13 protein-coding genes are annotated in these 15,330 nt (G+C 74.1%); 6 read left to right on the top strand and 7 right to left on the bottom strand.

The window, feature by feature from the left end; genetic code table 11:
- Nucleotides 1–50: 50 nt before the first annotated feature.
- Entirely contained in the window at nucleotides 51–836 is a 786-nt protein-coding gene (locus tag F1D97_RS08945) for a hypothetical protein (RefSeq protein WP_236120186.1), read from the top strand.
- Here F1D97_RS08945 and F1D97_RS08950 read toward each other — a convergent pair.
- The 3 genes from F1D97_RS08950 to F1D97_RS08960 form a co-directional block, all read right to left on the bottom strand.
- On the bottom strand, nucleotides 829–1,896 hold the full coding sequence (locus F1D97_RS08950) for a glycosyltransferase family 1 protein (RefSeq protein ID WP_236120187.1): 1,068 nt from the start codon (nucleotides 1,894–1,896) through the stop codon (nucleotides 829–831). The genes F1D97_RS08945 and F1D97_RS08950 overlap by 8 nt on opposite strands.
- Nucleotides 1,893–4,550, bottom strand: coding sequence for a sodium-translocating pyrophosphatase (locus F1D97_RS08955; protein WP_236120188.1), 2,658 nt, complete (start codon nucleotides 4,548–4,550; stop codon nucleotides 1,893–1,895). The genes F1D97_RS08950 and F1D97_RS08955 overlap by 4 nt, the downstream gene beginning before the upstream one ends.
- A 179-nt stretch (nucleotides 4,551–4,729) precedes the next feature.
- On the bottom strand, nucleotides 4,730–4,960 hold the full coding sequence (locus F1D97_RS08960) for a hypothetical protein (protein WP_236120189.1): 231 nt from the start codon (nucleotides 4,958–4,960) through the stop codon (nucleotides 4,730–4,732).
- Between the two features lie 202 nt (nucleotides 4,961–5,162).
- Between F1D97_RS08960 and F1D97_RS08965 the strand changes: the two genes are divergently transcribed.
- Nucleotides 5,163–6,326, top strand: coding sequence for a GDSL-type esterase/lipase family protein (locus F1D97_RS08965; RefSeq protein ID WP_236120190.1), 1,164 nt, complete (start codon nucleotides 5,163–5,165; stop codon nucleotides 6,324–6,326).
- A 55-nt stretch (nucleotides 6,327–6,381) separates the two neighbouring features.
- A complete protein-coding gene (locus F1D97_RS08970) occupies nucleotides 6,382–7,296 on the top strand; it encodes a DUF72 domain-containing protein (protein WP_236120191.1) in 915 nt (304 codons plus the stop codon).
- Nucleotides 7,297–7,303: 7 nt separating this feature from the next.
- On the opposite strand, the gene F1D97_RS08975 is transcribed toward F1D97_RS08970, so the two are convergent.
- Complete coding sequence (locus F1D97_RS08975; RefSeq protein WP_236120192.1) at nucleotides 7,304–7,678, bottom strand: RNA-binding S4 domain-containing protein; 375 nt, start codon at nucleotides 7,676–7,678, stop codon at nucleotides 7,304–7,306.
- Between the two features lie 108 nt (nucleotides 7,679–7,786).
- Here F1D97_RS08975 and F1D97_RS08980 point away from each other — a divergent pair, with 108 nt between their 5' ends.
- Nucleotides 7,787–8,239, top strand: a complete 453-nt coding sequence (locus F1D97_RS08980; RefSeq protein WP_236120193.1) for a GyrI-like domain-containing protein — start codon at nucleotides 7,787–7,789, stop codon at nucleotides 8,237–8,239.
- A gap of 36 nt (nucleotides 8,240–8,275) precedes the next feature.
- Here F1D97_RS08980 and F1D97_RS08985 read toward each other — a convergent pair whose 3' ends face one another.
- Together F1D97_RS08985 and F1D97_RS08990 are read right to left on the bottom strand one after the other, a co-directional pair.
- Entirely contained in the window at nucleotides 8,276–8,584 is a 309-nt protein-coding gene (locus tag F1D97_RS08985; RefSeq protein WP_236120194.1) for a DUF2249 domain-containing protein, read from the bottom strand.
- A gap of 91 nt (nucleotides 8,585–8,675) precedes the next feature.
- A complete protein-coding gene (locus tag F1D97_RS08990; RefSeq protein ID WP_236120195.1) occupies nucleotides 8,676–9,422 on the bottom strand; it encodes a helix-turn-helix transcriptional regulator in 747 nt (248 codons plus the stop codon).
- A gap of 87 nt (nucleotides 9,423–9,509) precedes the next feature.
- Between F1D97_RS08990 and F1D97_RS08995 the strand changes: the two genes are divergently transcribed.
- On the top strand, nucleotides 9,510–10,706 hold the full coding sequence (locus tag F1D97_RS08995; RefSeq protein ID WP_236120196.1) for a hypothetical protein: 1,197 nt from the start codon (nucleotides 9,510–9,512) through the stop codon (nucleotides 10,704–10,706).
- Nucleotides 10,703–13,468 (top strand): multicopper oxidase domain-containing protein, encoded by a 2,766-nt coding sequence (locus F1D97_RS09000; RefSeq protein WP_236120197.1) that lies wholly within the window; start codon nucleotides 10,703–10,705, stop codon nucleotides 13,466–13,468. The genes F1D97_RS08995 and F1D97_RS09000 overlap by 4 nt, the downstream gene beginning before the upstream one ends.
- A gap of 67 nt (nucleotides 13,469–13,535) precedes the next feature.
- Here F1D97_RS09000 and pgi read toward each other — a convergent pair whose 3' ends face one another.
- Nucleotides 13,536–15,215 (bottom strand): glucose-6-phosphate isomerase, encoded by a 1,680-nt coding sequence (gene pgi / locus F1D97_RS09005; protein WP_236120198.1) that lies wholly within the window; start codon nucleotides 15,213–15,215, stop codon nucleotides 13,536–13,538.
- Nucleotides 15,216–15,330 lie beyond the last annotated feature (115 nt).

The raw sequence follows: 15,330 nt of genomic DNA on the forward strand, positions 1-15,330 counted from the left end.
CGCGCGTGGAGGGGGACATCCCGCGCACGTCGTCCGTTACCCTCGCGGGCGTGGCTACGGAGGACCTGGCAGGCGTCCTCGCGGACCGGTTCGCGCGGCTGCGGGCCGGCCCGGGGCGCCGCACGTGGACCGCGGCCGGCGCGGTGCTGCCCGTGACCGCCGTCGCGACGATCGCGGGGTGCTGCGCGGCCGCGGGTCTGGTCCGGGCCCCCGCGCGGCAGGTCGCGGTCGCGGCCGTCCTCGTCGTCGGCGTCGTGGTCGGTGCGCTGTGGCAGCGGGTCGCGGGCGTCGGCGCGGCGCACGCCCGTGTGGCGTCCGCGCGCGCCGCGTTCGCGCGGACGTGGCGCGGCGCGGGCCTCGATCCCGACGGTGCCGCCGACCCGCGCGACACGGCACTCGCACTTCCCCGCGGGTGGCAGGTCGAGGCCGCGCGCGGCAGGCTCCACCTCCCGGTCGCGGGCGTGCCGGTGCGCTGCGAGACGTGGGTGCTGCGCGCGCTGCCGGGGTCGCACCGCGCTCGTCGGCGCCGCGAGGTCGTCGTCACCCCCGCGCCCACGGGCGCGGCGCGCGTGTGCGTGCCGATCGGCACCGCTGCCGACTCGATGCTCGTGACCCCTGCGTGGGTCAGCGGTCGCGGGCAGGCCGAACCGGGCTGGCTGCCCGCCGTGCGCGAACGCGTCGCCCGGCATGAGGACCTGCTCGCGGCGCTCAGCGTCGGTGACGACCGCGTGGTCCTCCTCGCGCTCGACGACCCGAGGCCGGAGACGACGGTCGCGCGTGCCCGACTCGTGCGTGACGTCGCCGCCGTCGTCGGCGCGGACGGACGCGTCAGCTGAACCAGCGCTCGACGTGCTCGACGACCGCGTGGTCGAACGCGTCGTCGTCGTGGCGTGCGCGCAGCCACTCCTGGAACGAGCCGCCCGCGGCGTCGTCGAGCTCGCGGCGTACGGCCGCGGTGTCGGTGAGTGCGCGTTCGAGCATCGACTCGGCCTCGGCGGTGGTCCGGTAGAGCAGCGGGTACGACGAGGGAAGCAGCGCGCGCGCCCAGGGCCGGTCGGGGAACACACCCACCGCGCCCGCGACGAGCGCCTCGACGTACTCGAGGCCGTAGGACTCGTCGGTCGCGGTCGCGAGGAACGCGGTGGTGTGCGAGAGCGCCTCCCAGTAGTCGTCGCGGCTCGCGGTGAGCGGGCCGAGCCACACCCAGTCGTGCCGAGACAGGCGCATGGCCTCCTCGGACACCAGGTGCGACTCGACGAGGCGTGCCTCGACACGCAGCGGCACGCGCTTGTGCACGCGTTCGACGACGTCGACGAACACCTGCGGCTGCTTGCGCTCCGACAGCCAGATCGCGGGGTAGAGGACCACGGGGACCTCGGGCTCGTGCCGCGGGTGCACGTGCTCGAGCCGGATGCCGAGGTTGACCCACCCGATGCGCGCCTGCTCGGCGAGCTGCTGGACCGTCCACTGCCCGACGATCTCCCGGATCTCCGTCGCGGTGCGCTCGGAGTTGGCGAACGTGGGGAACAACGCGCACGACAGGCCGAGGCACGCGCGGTCGACCGGGTGCGTGAACTGCGAGGTGGTCCACCACACGAAGTTCATGACGCGCGGCTCGGTGCCGGTCCGGGCGGTTCCGGAGCGGGCGAGCGTGCGCCAGACCGCGGCGGAGTCGACGACGTCCATGTTGATGACGACGGTGTCGCTCGCGTCGAGGAACTCGAGCGGCAGGACGTCGAACCCGTCGCAGCGGCGGGGCCCGTCGCCCACGAGCACCGAGCCGGGGAACACCCGCAGGAGCCGGCGCACGAGCGTCGCTCCCGCGTCGTGGCCGGCGACGTGGCCGTCGGGGTCGACGAGGACGTCGCGGTAGCGGACCGCGATGCGCGTGCTCATGAGACGGTCGCCTCCTTCGTGGTGGGCAGCTCGTCGTCCAGCGGGCGGCCTTGCGCCGGGACCTCGGACGCGGCGGGCCCGGTGGTGCTCTCGTCGGCCGGGGGCTCGTCGACGGGCGCGGGGCGGGCACCCTCGTCGTCGTCCTCGAGCGACGTACGGATCCGCATGCCGTAGAACGAGCGGTGCACGAAGTACGCGGAGACCACGAAGAACACCGCGGCGAGGCTCACGACGAGCGTGCCCCGGCCCTCGTCGGTGAGCGACACCGCGAGGTCCACGGCGAGCAGGCCGAACAGCGTCGTGAACTTGATGACGGGGTTGAGCGCGACGGACGACGTGTCCTTGTACGGGTCGCCCACGGTGTCGCCGACGATCGTCGCGTCGTGCAGCGCGGTGCCCTTGGCGTGCAGGTCCGTCTCGACGATCTTCTTCGCGTTGTCCCAGGCGCCGCCGGCGTTCGCCATGAAGATCGCCTGGTAGAGGCCGAACGTCGCGATGGACACCAGGTAGCCGATGAAGAAGTACGGCTCGACGAACGCGAACGCCAGGGTCGCGAAGAACACGCCCAGGAACATCGTGAGCATGCCCTGCTGCGCGTACTGCGTGCAGATCTCCACGACGCGGCGCGAGTCGGCCTCGGACGCCTTGGTGACGCCGTCGAGCTTGATGGTGGTCTTGATGAACTCGACCGCGCGGTGCGCACCCGTGGTGACGGCCTGGATCGAGGCGCCGGTGAACCAGAAGATCACCGCGCCACCGGTGATGAGGCCGAGCAGGAACGGCGGGTGCAGCAGCGAGAGCTTCTCGACGCCGTCGGTCAGGCCCGCGGTGAGGCCCATGATGATCGAGAAGATCATGGTGGTCGCGCCGACCACGGCCGTGCCGATGAGCACGGGCTTCGCGGTCGCCTTGAACGTGTTCCCGGCGCCGTCGTTCTCCTCGAGCATGAGCTTGCCGCGCTCCCACTGCGGCTCGAAGCCGTAGTCGCGCTCGAGCTCGGCGTCGATGTCCTCGATGTCCTCGATCACCGACAGCTCGTAGACGCTCTGCGCGTTGTCGGTCACGGGACCGTAGGAGTCGACCGCGATGGTCACCGGGCCCATGCCGAGGAAGCCGAACGCGACGAGGCCGAACGCGAACACCGCGGGCGCGACCATGAGGTCACCGAGGCCCTGCTCGCTCATGAGGTAGGCGCCGCCCATGAGCCCGACGATCGCGATGCCCAGCCAGTACGCGGAGAAGTTGCCCGCGACGAGCCCGGACAGGATGTTGAGCGACGGGCCTCCCTGACGGGAGGACTTCACGACCTCACGCGTGTGCTTCGAGCCGGTCGACGTGAACGCCTTGACGAGCTCGGGGATGAGCGCGCCGGCGAGCGTGCCGCACGAGATGATCGTCGCGAGCTTCCACCACTGGTCGGCGGCCGCGGTGTCCGCGAGCACGAACCACGTCGTCAGGAACGTCGCGACGATGCACGCGGCCGACGTGAGCCACACGAGGTTCGACAGCGGCCGCTCGAAGTCCATGCGCTCGGCGTCGCGGTAGCGGCGCGCGGTCCACAGGTCGTTGAGCTGGTAGGACGCGGCGGACGCGACGATCATCACGGCACGCACGACGAAGATCCAGACGAGCAGGCTCGCCTGCACCGCCGGGTCGTGCACGCCCAGCAGCACGAACGTCACGAGCGCGACGCCGGTGACGCCGTACGTCTCGAAGCCGTCGGCGGACGGGCCGACCGAGTCGCCCGCGTTGTCGCCCGTGCAGTCGGCGATCACACCGGGGTTGCGCGCGTCGTCCTCCTTGATCTTGAAGACGATCTTCATGAGGTCGGAGCCGATGTCGGCGATCTTGGTGAAGATGCCGCCCGCGATGCGCAGCGCGCTCGCGCCGAGCGACTCGCCGATCGCGAACCCGATGAAGCACGCGCCCGCGATCTCGCGCGGCAGGAACATCAGGATGACCAGCATCATCAGCAGCTCGAGGCTGATGAGCACCATGCCGATCGACATGCCGGCCTTGAGCGGCATGCGGTGCAGCGGCAGAGGCTTGCCGCGCAGGCTCGCGAACGCGACGCGGCTGTTCGCGAGCGTGTTGACGCGGATGCCGAACCACGCGACCGAGTACGACCCCGCCATGCCGACGAGGCTGAACGCGATCACCACGGCGACGCGTCCCCAGCCGAACCCGACGAGGACCTTGTAGTACACGACGATGACCGCGGCGATGAACGCCCACAGCACGACGAGGAACTTGCCCTGCTGCGACAGGTACGCCTTGCAGGTCGAGTAGATGAGCTCGGAGACCTCACGCATCGACGCGTGCACCTCGAGCCTGCGCATCTGCAGGTACGTCGCCACGCCCATCGCGAGGCCCATGACGCACACGACGAGCCCGAGGCCCAGCAGCGCACGCCCGGACATCCCGCCGAGGACGGTGACCTGGCTCAGGTCGGGCAGCGCGAGGCTCGCCTCGCCGCCGTGGGTCGTCCCCTCACCGGTCGACGCCTGCCCGCCGCAGCCGGCCAGCAGCAGCGGCAGGGCGAGCAGCGCGAGCGCGCGGAGCCGTCGTGGTGGTGTGGACCCGGGCCGGGCGGGCGACCCGCCCTCGGCGGCGGCGATGGTGCGGGCTCGTGCGGTGCGGGCGGCGGTGTCCACGTTCTCCCCCGAGAGGTGAGGTGCTCTTGGGGTCGACGCTAGGAGCGCAGGTCAGGCCCGGCGTGAGTCGAAGGTCACACACACCCGGGTCGTCGCGTGCGATGCGGGTGGAACCACGAGAGCCGCCGCCCGGGGGACGGGCGGCGGCTCTCGGCGCTGGAGGACGTGCGGGGTGACGGTCAGCGGTCCTCGAGGGCCGGCACGATCGTCGTGGGGATGGCGAACGCGAGGCTCACCGCGGCGATGCCGCCGAAGAACACCCAGGCCTTCGCGGCGTCGGCCACCGAGAACGCGACCGCGAACAGCGCGAGGCCGGCGAAGAACAGCAGGAACGTGAAGAAGACGGTGACCGCACGCTCGGCGGAGCCGGAACGGTCGTCGTCACGACGCTGCAGGACGGGTTCGCTCATGCGGGCCAGCCTACCCGGGACCTTCGTCCCTGGTCGGCGTGTCCGGCAGGCGTGCTCGGCGCGCGGTTAAGCGATTCGACGAATGTCGTTCATCGAAGGAGGTGCGGGAACGTGCCCTGCAGGACCGGACGCGGATGCGGACGCGGCGAGGCGGTTCGACGCGACGCCCGCGACGGGGCGGGCCCGACAGCCGGAGGAGACCATGCGAACCACTCGGACGACGACGTCCGCGGCCCCGCGGCGGCTCGCGAGCACGCTCGCCGCGCTCGCGGTCGGCGCGCTGGCGGCGGTGCTGGGGCTGGTGGCGACCGCACCCGCGGGCAGCGCGGCGGACCCGGTGCGCATCATGGCGCTGGGCGACTCGATCACCGGGTCGCCGGGCTGCTGGCGCGCGCTGCTGTGGCAGCGGCTGCAGGCCGCGGGGATCACGGACACCGACTTCGTCGGGACACTGCCCGGTGAGGGCTGCGGCTTCGCGTACGACGGCGAGAACGAGGGCCACGGCGGCTTTCTCGTCACGAACGTCGCCGCGCAGGGGGAGCTCGTCGGCTGGCTCGACCAGACCGACCCCGACGTGGTGCTCATGCACTTCGGGACGAACGACGTGTGGTCGAACCGCTCGACGACCGAGATCCTCGCGGCCTACACGACGCTCGTGGACCAGATGCGCGCGAACAACCCCGACATGGTGGTGCTGGTCGCGCAGATCATCCCCGTGGCGCCCGCGACGTGCGCCGAGTGCCCCGCGCGCACGGTCGCGTTGAACCAGGCGATCCCGGCCTGGGCGGCGGGCCTGTCGACGTCGCGCTCGCCCGTGACCGTCGTCGACCACTGGACGGGCTGGGACCCGGCGGTCGACACGTACGACGGCGTGCACCCCGACGAGGACGGCATCGCGAAGATGGCGGACCGCTGGTACGCGCCGCTCGCCGCGGTGCTGACCGGCAGCACGCCCGAGCCGACGACGACCACGACGGTCCCGCCGTCGTACGAGCCCACCCCGGCGCCGACGATCTCGGCGCCGAGCACGTCCCCGTCGCCCACGCCGACCGCGACACCCACCCCGCCGCCGACGAAGGGCTGCACCGCGACCTGGACGGTGCAGAGCCGCTGGCCCGGCGGGTTCGTCGTCGGCGTGCGCGTGACCGCCGGCTCGTCGGCCCTCACGTCGTGGACGGTCACGGCGACCCTGCCCGACGGTCAGGTCGCGAACGCGTGGAGCTCGCAGGTGGTCCAGTCCGGTTCGACGGTGACCTTCACGCCCGCCGCGTGGAACGCCGGCCTGCCCGCCTCGGCGTCGACGGACGTCGGGTTCCAGGGCACGGGGGCACCCGAGGCGACGTCGGTGACCTGCACGGGGTCCTGACGCGTCGGCACGCGCCCGGCCTGCCGATCTCGGGGCGGGACGGCAGGCTGGGCGCGTGGCAGTGCGCATCGGGATCTCGGGCTGGCGGTACGCGCCGTGGCGCGGCGTGTTCTACCCGCGCGGCCTGCGGCAGCGCGCGGAGCTGGAGTACGCCGCGCAGCGCATGACGAGCATCGAGGTCAACGGCTCGTTCTACGCGCTGCAACGCCCCGAGAGCTACCAGGCGTGGGCGCAGCAGGTGCCGGCGGACTTCGTGTTCTCGGTCAAGGGTCCGCGGTTCGTCACGCACCTCAAGAAGCTCGCGGACGTGCGGACGCCCCTCGCGAACTTCTTCGCCTCGGGCGTGCTGGCGCTCGGGCCGCGGCTCGGTCCCGTCCTGTGGCAGCTCCCGCCGACCCTCGGCTACGACGCGGACCGGCTCGCGGCGTTCTTCGACCTGCTGCCGCGCAGCACCGAGGCTGCGGCGGCCCTCGCCGCGCAGCACGACGAGCGGCTCGACGACCGCGCGTGGACGACGACCGACGCCGACCGCCCCGTGCGCCACGTGCTCGAGGTGCGGCACCCGTCGTTCGAGGACCCCGCGTTCGTCGCGCTGGCCCGCGCGCACGGCATCGGGCTCGTGGTCGCGGACACCGCGGGCCGGTGGCCGGTGATCGAGGACGTCACCGCGGACCTCGTGTACGTGCGGCTGCACGGCGACACCGAGCTCTACACGTCGGGGTACGACGACGCCGCGCTCGACCGGTGGGCGCGCCGCGTCCGCACGTGGGCGGCGGGCGGCGAGCCCGACGACGCGCGCCGGCTCGGTCCACCGGCGCCGCCCGCGCTCGGCGGGCGGGACGTGTTCGTCTACTTCGACAACGACACCAAGGTCCGCGCGCCGGTCGACGCGCAGGGGCTCATCGCGCGGCTGCCGGGCCTCGAGCGGGACCTCGAGCGGGGCCTCGCTCGGGACCTCGAGCAGGACTGAGTGCGTGTCAGGCGCGGCCGCGCAGGCGGTCGAGCCGGCGACGGTCGCGCTTCGTCGGACGCCCGGCGCCGCGGTCGCGCACCCCGGCCAGCGCGACCTGCGCCTTCGGGACGGGCGCGGGGGAGCGGTCGAGGTAGCACTCCACGGCGACCGCGGCGCCCACGCGCTTGACGACGGTCCGGCGTACCTCGACGATCCGCTCGCGCTCACCGCCGCGCACGTGCACCTCGTCGCCCGGCACGACGATCGTCGCGGGCTTCGCGCGCTCGCCGTTGACCCGCACGTGGCCGGCACGGCACGCGGCACCCGCCGCGGACCTCGTCGGGAACAGGCGCACGGCCCAGCACCACGCGTCGACGCGCGCCCGCACCACCTCCGCCATGTCCCCAGGTTGGCACACGCCGCGGCGTGCCCGGCGCCGGCACCGGTGGCGCGCCCGTCCCGGGCGCGAGAGGGTGCGCGAGACGGTGCGCGGCGACGGGGAGGTGCCATGGACATCGAGCAGGTCGAGCTCGCGACGGCGACGCTCGCAGCGGTCCGCGAGCGGGTGCGGATGGACGCGCTCCCGGCGTTCTACGACCGCGCCTTCCGGCAGGTCGCCGAGGCGCTCGGCGCGGCCGGTGTGACGCCCCTGGGGCCGGCCGTCGGCTGGTTCGCGGACGCGCCGACCGACACGATCGACATCGCCGTGGGGTTCCCCGCGCCGCCGTCGGCGGTGCTTGACGGCGTCGAGCTCCTCACCGTGCCGGGCGGACCCGCCGTGGTCGGCACCTACCAGGGGTCCTACGACAGGATGGCGGACGCCTGGGGCGAGGTCGCCGCGTGGTGCCGCGAGCAGGACGTCCAGGGCCGCGGCGACTTCTGGGAGGAGTACGTCACCGAGCCGAGCCCGGGCGGCGACCCCGAGCAGAACGTGACACGGCTCGTGTCACCCCTGCTCTGAGGCGCCGCCCGGACCCCGTGGGCACGCGCCGAGGGATCAGGCGCGGCGCGTGATGCGCACCGTCCACGCCTCGGGGCCGTCGACGAGCACCTCGGTGTCGATGTGCGCACGCTCGGCGAGCTGCGCGAGCAGCGGGCGCGGCAGGTGCGGCGCGACGAGCACGAGCGAGCTCCCCGGGGCGATCGCCTCGAACGCGCCGAAGACGGTCGCGTGCCGGATGGCGTGCGGGATCGCGCGCACGTCCAGGACGGGGTCGGCCTCGTCGTGACCGCCGCAGCCGCACGAGTGCGGCTCTCCCGCGGGCTCGGGGGCGCTGGGGAGGATGTCGACGTCCTGCGTGGTCATGGCGACCTCCGGGGTGGCGGGAACGGTGTGTCGCCGACGAGGTTGTCACGGCCTCGGTCGTGGAAAAGGGGACCTACGGCCCTGGTCGACGTCAGCGCCTCGGGACGGACCCGTCGGCGCGCCGCAGCTCGAGCACGCAGTGCTCCCGGCCGACGAACGGGCGCAGCCGCTCGGCCGTCAGCGGTCCGCCCACCGTGTCGAGGACGCCGCTCGCCAGGCCCAGGTGCACGCTGCACACGACGTCCGGGCGCTCGCGCGCGAGCTCGAGGAACGGGCAGCGCCACAGGTCGACGCGCAGCGCCTCGTCGTCGCGCTCGGGGTCGAACCCGAGGCGGTCGAGGTGGCCCTCGAGCGCGTCGAGCTGCCGCTGCTCGGCGGCGGTCGCGGTCTCGTCGTCGACGTCGGACCCGACGTCGAGGGAAGGTTCCAGGACTCCTCCGGGAGCGGTGAGCGCGCGACCGGCCGAGCGGGCGGCGTCCCGCGTGGGGCCGAGGTCGCGGCCGAACCCGCTGATCAGCACCTTGGTGAGCGCGACGTGCGCGATCGACTCCTCGAGCCGCCCCATCGCGATCGGGTCGCTGCGCGCGTCGTCGGGCGACGCGATGCGGTAGAGCATGCGCGGCCGCCCGCGCACGGTGCGGCTCTCGGGCGCGCGCACCGCGTAACCGTCGGCGACGAGACGCGCGAGGTGCTCGCGCGTCGTGTTCTCGTGCAGCCCGGTCGCGGCGGCGAGCGCGCCGACGGTGTGCGACCCGCCGCGCTGCAGGATGCGCAGCAGGTCGACGCGGCTCGCCGCGGCGAGCGTGCGCTCCGCGGGGGTGCGTCGGGGTGCCGGCATGTCGTCAGTATCGGGCCACGCTCCCGGGGGGACGGGCAGGACCTCGGTCCCGCGCGTCCGGGGGAGCGGGTTAACTACGGTCCTGTCGTGGAAAAGACGTCACGACGCACGGGCCCCGGCGTGCGCCTGGCCCTGCTGCTGCCCGCGGGGGTCGCGATGCTCGCGGGCCTCGACGCCGCGCTCACGCTCCTCGGCCTGCCCGCGCCCGTCCCGTCCGACCGGCTCGCGGACGTCCACGGTCCGCTCATGGTCCTGGGCTTCGTCGGCACGCTCGTCGCGCTCGAGCGTGCCGTCGCGCTCGCACCCGGCGGCACCGACGAGCGAGCCCGCCCCTGGGCGTGGGCCGCACCGGGGCTGCTGGGGCTCGGCGGACTCCTGCTCGTCGCGCCCGCACCGCTCGTGGCCGCCCGCGCGTGCCTCGTCGTCGGGGCCGCCGTGCTGGTCGCGCTGTACGGCGCGGCCTGGCGGCGGCGGGCCGACGCCGCCATCGCGGTGCAGGGGCTCGGGGCGCTGGGCGCCGTCGGCGCGGCGGTCCTGTGGGCCGCGGACGTGCCCGTGCCCTACCTCGCGCCGTGGCTCGTCGCGTTCCTCGTCCTCACGGTCGTCGGGGAGCGGCTCGAGCTCATGCGGATCGTCCCTGTGGCGCCGCTCGCCGAGCGCGGCATCGTCGGCGGGGCGTGCGCGCTCGTCGGCGGCGCGGCGCTCGCGCTCGTCTGGCCGGGTGTCGGCACCGCCGTGCTCGGGGCGGCGCTCGTCGGGATCGTGGCGCTGCTCGCACGGTTCGACGTCGCGCGGCGGACCGTGCGCGGCACCGGGCTGCCGCGCTACATGGCGGTCGCGATGCTCGCGTCGTTCGCCTGGCTCGCCGTGGCCGGCGGCCTGTGGCTCGTCGCCGGTCCGACGACGAGCGGGGCGCGCTACGACGCGCTCCTGCACGCCGTGTTCCTCGGGTTCGTCATGTCGATGGTCATGGCGCACGCGCCCGTGATCCTGCCCGCGGTGCTGCGCCGGCCGCTGCCGTACCGACCCGCGATGTACGCGCCGCTCGCGCTGCTGCACGTGACGCTCGCGCTGCGCGTGGTCGGCGACGCGCGCGACGCCGCGGTCGTCGTGCAGGTCGGCGGGGTCGGCAACGTCGTCGCGGTCCTCGCGTTCGTGGTCGTCGCGGTCACGAGCGTGCTGCTCGGCGCACCGGCCCGGCCGGGTCGCGACCAGCGCGCCGAGCCACCCGCAGCAGCACCCCCGTCGCCCACGGCGGCGAACCGGCTGGAGGTCGTGGCATGACGCGCGCCACCTGGCACGTGCGGGCCAACGCCCTGGTCCTCGTCTGGCTCGCCGCGGCCGCGGCGCTCACCGTCGCGCATCGCTGGGTGCCCGCGTCGCAGTGGCTCATGGTGCACCTGCTGCTGCTCGGCGCCGTGAGCACCGCGATCCTGCTGTGGAGCCAGCACTTCGCCGACACGCTGCTGCGCTCACCCGCGCCCGGCGGCCGGCGCGGGCTGACCGTGCGGCTCGCGGCGCACACCGTCGGGGCGCTCCTCGTCGTCGCGGGGCTCGCGCTGCCCGCGTTCGCGCTCGTCGTCCCGGGCGGCGTGCTCGTCGGCGCCGCCGGGCTCACGCAGGCCGTCGTGCTCGTGCGGCAGATGCGCGGCGCGCTGCCCACCCGCTTCCGCCCGCTGGTGCGGTGGTACGTGGCCGCAGGTCTCACGTTGCCGCTCGGTGTCGCGTGCGGCGTCGTGCTCGCGCGCGGCGCGCTGTCGGACGTCGCGCACGGACGCCTGTACGTCGCGCACGTCGTCCTCACGCTCGTCGGCTGGGTCGCGACGACCGTGCTCGGCACGCTCATGGTCCTGTGGCCCACGGTGACGCACGCGCGCATCGAGGAGGCCGACGAGCGTGCCGCGCGCCGTGCGCTGCCCGTGGTGCTCGCCGGGCTCGCGGTGCTCGTGGCCGGGGCGGCGAGCGGGCTGCAGGCCCTCGTGCCCGTCGGGTCCGTCGCCGTGGCCGTCGGTGCCGCGTTCGTCGGCGCGGTGATGTGGCGGCAGCACCGTCAGGCGGTCCCGGTCGTCGCCGCGAACGCCGCCCGCGACTTCCCCGTGCGCACGGCACCCGTCTACGTCCCGCCGACGTATGCGCCCGGGTCGCTCGCGGCGTCCGTGCTGTGGCTCGTCGGGTCGCTCGTCGCGTTCGGCGCGGTCGTCGCGGCCGCACCCGGCTGGGACGTCGCCGCCGACCGCGTGCGCGGGCTCGTCGCGCCGTTCGCCGTCGGGTTCGCCGCGCAGGTGCTGCTCGGCGCGCTGTCGCACCTGCTGCCCGTCGTGCTGGGCGGTGGCCCGGCGACGGCGCGGCGCACCGCGGCCGAGCTCGAGCGCGGCGGCGTGGTCCGGCTCGTCCTGGTCAACGGCGGGCTCCTGCTGTTCTGCGCCCCGGTGCCCAGCTCGGTGCGCGTCGTCGTGTCGATGGTCGTGCTGGGCGCGCTCGCCGCGTTCGTCGTGCTCGCGGTGCGTGCCGTCGTCGTCGCGCGCCGGGCCGCACGCGAACCGTCCGCCGGCTCGCCGTCCGCGAAGGTCGCGTCCGAGGCCGCCGCGCCGGGCCCTCGCCACCGCTCCGGTGCGCTCGCGGTCGGGGTGGGTGCGCTCGCGCTCGCGCTCGTCGTCGGCGTCGCGACCGACCCGCCCGCGGCCGGAATCCCCACCGCGGCCGCGGTCGGGGCGGGCTCGGGCGACGTCGTCGCGAGCGGGCGGACGACGACGGTCCGTGTCGAGGCGCACGACATGCGGTTCGTCCCCGCGCGGGTCGAGGTCCCCGCGGGGGACCGGCTCGTGATCGAGGTGACCAACGTCGACGACGACGTGCACGACCTGGTCGTCGCGAACGGCGCGACGAGCGGGCGGCTCGCGCCCGGGGAGTCCGCGCGGGTCGACGTGGGCGTCGTCGGGGCCGCGCTCGACGCGTGGTGCTCGGTGGCGGGGCACCGGCTCATGGGCATGACCCTGGACGTCGTCGTGACCGGTGAGGCCGAGGTCGCGGCTCCGCAGGACGGGCCGCAGGAGATCCCCGCGCACGGCGACCACGGCACGCACGGCGACGACGGCACGCACGGCGACGGCACGTACGGCGACGACGCGGGGTCGGGCGCGACGGGCTCGGCCGCGGACCTGCTGGACCTCATGGCGGCGCCTGACGACGGGTTCGTCGCGCGCGACGCGGCGCTCGAGCCGCTCGGTCCCGACGAGGGGCCGGTGACCCACCACGTCACGCTCACGGTGCAGGAGGTCGTGCGCGAGGTCGCGCCCGGAGTCCGGCAGCGGCTGTGGACGTTCGGTGGCACGGCGCCGGGACCCGTGCTGCACGGACGCGTCGGGGACCGGTTCGTCGTGACGCTGGTCAACGACGGCTCGATCGGCCACTCGATCGACTTCCACGCCGGCGCGCTCGCCCCCGACGACGTCATGCGCACCATCCAGCCCGGCGAGTCGCTCACGTACGGGTTCACGGCCGAGCGGTCGGGCGTGTGGATGTACCACTGCTCGACCATGCCGATGTCGGTGCACATCGCCAACGGGATGTTCGGCGCGGTCGTCATCGAGCCCGACGGGCTCGCGCCGGTCGACGCGCAGTACGCGCTCGTGCAGTCCGAGCTGTACCTCGGCCCGCAGGACGGCGAGGTCGACGCGGCGCGCGTCGCCGAGCAGGACCCGGACCTCGTCGTGCTCAACGGCTACGCGAACCAGTACCGGGACCGGCCGCTGACGGCCACCGCGGGGCAGACCGTGCGGTTCTGGGTGCTCGACGCGGGACCGAACCGGCCCAGCGCGTTCCACGTCGTCGGCGGGCAGTTCCGCACCGTGTTCCGCGAGGGCGAGTACACGCTGCGCGACGGCGGCTCGACCGGCACGGGTGGTGCGCAGGTGCTCGCGCTGCAGCCCGCCGAGGGCGGGTTCGTCGAGGTGGCGTTCCCGCAGGCCGGCACGTACCCGTTCGTCACGCACGTGATGTCCGACGCGGAGAAGGGCGCGACGGGCCGGGTCGTCGTCACACCCTGAACTGAGCAACGGGTGGAGAAGCGCTCGTGAGGTGAGCGCTTCTCCACCCGTTCGTGGTGGCGGAACCTCAGTCGCGCAGCGAGAGGTACGTCTCGATCAGGTGCTTCGTCGACGGGTCCTGGGACTGCAGGGCCGTGGCGTCACCCTCGACCGCCGGGGCGATCTCGAGCGCGAGCTTCTTGCCCAGCTCGACGCCCCACTGGTCGAACGAGTCGATGCCCCAGACCACGCCCTGCACGAACGTGATGTGCTCGTACAGCGCGATGAGCTGGCCCAGCACCGACGGCGTGAGCGCCGCGGCGAGGATCGACGTCGTCGGGCGGTTCCCGGAGAACACGCGCGCCGGCACGATCGCCTCGTCGGTGCCCTCGGCGCGCACCTCGTCGGCCGTCTTGCCGAACGCGAGCGCCTTGGTCTGCGCGAAGAAGTTCGCCAGGAACAGGCCGTGCACGTCCGTGCCGCCGTCCTGGAGCGGGTGGGCGGGGTTCGCCACGGCGATGAAGTCCGCCGGGATCAGGCGCGTGCCCTGGTGGATGAGCTGGTAGAACGCGTGCTGGCCGTTGGTGCCGGGCTCGCCCCAGAACACCTCGCCCGTGTCGGTCGTGACGGGCGCGCCGTCCCAGCGCACCGACTTGCCGTTCGACTCCATGGTGAGCTGCTGCAGGTACGCCGGGAACCGGTGCAGGTACTGCGCGTACGGGAGGACCGCGTGCGTGTGCGCGCCGAGGAAGTTGACGTACCAGATGTTGAGCAGGCCCATGAGGACCGGCACGTTCTGCGCGAACGGCGTCGTCGCGACGTGCGTGTCGACCGCGTGGAAGCCCGCGAGGAAGTCGCGGAACGCGTCCGGGCCGATCGCGATCGCGACCGACGTGCCGATCGCCGAGTCCACCGAGTAGCGCCCGCCGACCCAGTCCCAGAACCCGAACGCGTTGGCCGGGTCGATGCCGAACGCCGCGACCTTGTCGAGCGCGGTGGACACGGCGACGAAGTGCTGCGCGACGGCGGCGGTGCGCGCCTCGTCGGTGTCCTCGATCGCGCCCGCGGCCGCGAGCTGCTGCCACAGCCACTCGCGCGCCAGGCGCGCGTTGGTCAGCGTCTCGAGCGTGCCGAACGTCTTGGACGCGACGATGAACAGCGTGGTCGTCGGGTCGAGGCCCTTGACCTTCTCCGCGAGGTCGGTCGGGTCGATGTTCGAGACGAACCGCACCTCGAGCCCGTCCTGCACGTACGGCTTGAGCGCCTCGTAGACCATGACCGGGCCGAGGTCCGAGCCGCCGATGCCGATGTTGACGACCGTCTCGACGCGCTTGCCGGTCACGCCCGTCCACGCACCCGAGCGGACCTTGTCGGCGAACGCGTAGACCTTCTCGAGCTCGGCCTGCACGTCGGTGTCGACGTCCTGGCCGTCGACGACGAGCGCGGGCGAGGCCCCGGCCGGGCGGCGCAGCGCGGTGTGCAGCACCGCGCGGTCCTCGGTGACGTTGATGTGCTCGCCGCGCAGCATCGCCTGAAGGCGGTCGGCGACCCCGGTCTCCTCGGCGAGGCGGACGAGCAGCGCGAGCGTCTCGTCGGTCACGAGGTTCTTCGACAGGTCGACGTGCAGGTCCGCGAGGCGGAACGTGAGCCGCTGGGCGCGCTGCGGGTCCGCGGCGAACCAGCCGCGCAGGTCCGGCGTCAGCGTCGACTCGTGCTCCGACAGGTCCTGCCAGGCGCTCGTCGTCGTGGGGTCGATCGGGGTGGTCACGGTGGGTCCCTCCGGGAAGTTGCGAGGGCTCCCAACCTAGTGCGCGGCCGCAGGCGGCCGCACGGGACGTCCATGGGACCCGCGGGCGCACCCGTGCTCGCGGCGGTGCGGTCGA

Source organism: Cellulomonas palmilytica (assembly GCF_021590045.1).
Classification (GTDB): Bacteria; Actinomycetota; Actinomycetes; order Actinomycetales; family Cellulomonadaceae; genus Cellulomonas; species Cellulomonas palmilytica.